General features: G+C 72.8%; 2 protein-coding genes. Both read right to left on the bottom strand.

All coding sequences use genetic code 11. From position 1 onward, the window contains the following. Positions 1-1,985, bottom strand: a 1,985-nt coding sequence (locus DEIPI_RS28505; protein WP_157463458.1) for a glycoside hydrolase family 31 protein, incomplete at its 3' end; no start/stop codon positions are given. 178 nt (positions 1,986-2,163) lie between these two features. Beyond that, a partial coding sequence (locus tag DEIPI_RS28510) for an SDR family oxidoreductase (protein WP_157463460.1) occupies positions 2,164-2,773 on the bottom strand: 610 nt, incomplete at its 5' end.

Raw genomic sequence — 2,773 nt, forward strand, 5'->3', positions numbered from 1 at the left:
TCCGCCGCGCCCGCGTGCACCGCCGCGCCCGCCGAGAGATTGAACACCTCCGCCCAGCGTCCCGCCGGGAGGTACGTCACGCGCCGCCGCGCGCCCTGCCGCAGCACCGGGGCCACCAGCATGTCCGGCCCGAACAGGAACGCGCCGTCCTCGCGCACCGCGTCCGCGTCGTCCGCGTGATGCAGGGCCAGCGGACGCAGGGGCGGCAGACCCGTCAGGGTCGCCTCGCGCATCAGGCTGTACAGCGTGGGCAGCAGGCGGTAGCGGAGCTCCACCGCCTCACGCACCGCCGCCTCCACCTCCTCCCCGAAGCGCCACGGCTCCTGCGACCGCGAGCCCAGCACCGCGTGGTTGCGCATCACCGGGTAGAACGCGCCCGTCTGCGTCCAGCGGACCAGCAGCTCGCCCGTCGTGTCGCCGTTGAAGCCGCCCACGTCCGCGCCCACGAGCGCCATCCCCGACAGGCCCATCCCCATCAGCATCGGCAGGGACAGCGCGAGATGCGACCACTCGCTGGAGTTGTCCCCCGACCACATGCCCGAATACCTCTGCAGGCCCGCGTACCCCGCCCGGCTGATCATGAAGGGACGCCGCCCCGGGTGTGCGCGCGACAGCGCCACGCGCGCCGCCTCGTTCATGCCGAGCGCGTACGCGTTGTGCACCTCGATGTGACGGCGCGTCCCGTGCCGCGCGTCGTACGGCAGCGTCTTGCCCTCCACCTTCGCCGCCGACGCGTTCACGCTCTCGAAGCCGCTCGTGCGGCCCGGGAAGTCGAAGCAGCTCGGCTCGTTCATGTCGTTCCACACGCCGTGCACGCCCACGCTCGCCCAGCGCTCGAAGTGCAGGGCCCACCACGCCACCACCTCGTCCCGCGTGAAGTCCGGGAAGACGGCGGGTTTCGGCCACACCTCGCCCACGAAGGTCTCCCCGCGCCACGTCTTCACGAAGTGATCCCCCGCGAGCCCCGAGTCGTACACGTCGTAGCCGGGGTCGGCCTTCACGCCGGGATCCACGATCGGCACGAGCCGCACGCCCCGCGCCAGCATCTCCGAGAGCAGCCCGCGCGGGTCCGGGTAGCGGTCGCGGTCCCAGGTGAACACCCGGTACCCGTCGAGGTAGTCCACGTCCACGTACACCGCGTCCAGAGGAATGCCGCGCGAACGGTAGCCGTCCACGACCGCGCGCACGTCCGTCTCGTTCTCGTAGCCCCAGCGCGACTGCGCGTAGCCCAGCGCCCACAGCGGCGGCATCGGGTGACGGCCCGTCAGGGCCGTGTAGCGCTCCAGCACCGTCACGGGCGACGGCCCCGCCGTGACGTACAGGTCCATCGTCGGGCCCGCCGAGCGCCACGTCAGCGTCCGGTCGTCGAGGTTCGCGACGTCCACCTCCGAACGCCACGTCTCGTCGAGGAAGAGGCCCGCCGCGCGCCCCTCGTGGATCACCGTGCACAGCGGAAACGACGCGTAAAGCGGGTCCGAATCCGTGTGGTGCGGGAAGTGGTCCGTGTTCCAGAAGGTGAAGCGCATCCCGCGCTTGTCGAGCGGCCCCACCTTCTCCCCGAAACCCAGGTACGCCGCGCCCGCCGGGGCGTCCAGCGACAGCGTGGAGCGCCGCAGTTCCGACGCGAGGTCCGACGTGAGCCCCGTGGCGCGCGCCAGCTCGTGCCCCCCCGCGTCCGTGACGCTCCACAGGCCCGACGCGGCGTCCACGTCGAGCCTCAGCCCGCCCGCCGACACGCGCCAGCCCTCCTCCGAGGACGTCACGTCCAGCGGCAGGTGGCCCTCGTGCGTCACGGCGAAGCTGCGTTTCTCCGGGAGCGCGGGAAAGCCCAGCGTGGAGTGCCGCGCGCCCGGCGCGTGCCGCAGGCGCAGCACGCCCTCCAGGGGCGCGCTCACCTCCAGGACGTCGTCGCGCCCCCACAGGCGCAGCACGTCCCCTTCGAGCGAGTGGCGGGTCAGGACGGGACGGGCAGGACGGAGGCTCATGGCGCCCATCCTACCCGGCGCGTCTCCGGGAGAGTGGCCGTCGGCGTTTGGCCGTGTACGGACCGAAGCGGTTCGGTCCCCATGCCTGGGCTGTCAGCGCGTCTCTGTTCGCTGTGATTCCCACGCCCGGACCGGTCCGGGCGACCGGGTCCTTCACCCCGCGCGTCGCTGTTCTGATTTACTGCTGCATCATCGCGCTGACCAGCGCCCCGGAGCCCAGCAGGCGGTTGCCGCCGTCCACGGGCAGGATCGCGCCCGTGATGAAGCTCGCCGCGTCCGACACGAGGAAGAGCGCCGCGTTCGCGATGTCCTCCTTGCGGCCCATCCGTCCGAGCGGCACGGTCCGCACGACCGCCGCGCGCGCCGCGTCCGTCGGGGCGAGGCGGCGCATGCCCTCCGTCTCGTCGATGGGCCCGGGGATGATGGCGTTCACGCGCACGCCCCGCGCGCCCCACTCGATCGCGAGGACCTGCGTGAGCATGTCCACGCCCGCCTTCGCGGCGCACACGTGCGCCTGCATCGGGACGGGCATGCCGTACGCGCTGATCGAGAGGACGCTCGCGCCAGGCGCGCGCAGGTGCGGCGCCGCCGCCTTCACCGTGTGGTACGTGCCGAGCAGGTCGATGTCCACGACGCTCTTGAAGCCGTTGGGCGAGATGCCGTCCACGGGCGCGGGGAAGTTGCCCGCCGCGCCGCACAGCACCACGTCGATCGGACCGAAGGCCTCCACGGCGCGCGCCGCCGCCGCCTCCATCGCCGCGAAGTCGCGCACGTCCGCCGAGACGCCC

This window comes from Deinococcus pimensis DSM 21231, from assembly GCF_000519345.1.
GTDB classification, from domain to species: Bacteria; Deinococcota; Deinococci; order Deinococcales; family Deinococcaceae; genus Deinococcus_A; species Deinococcus_A pimensis.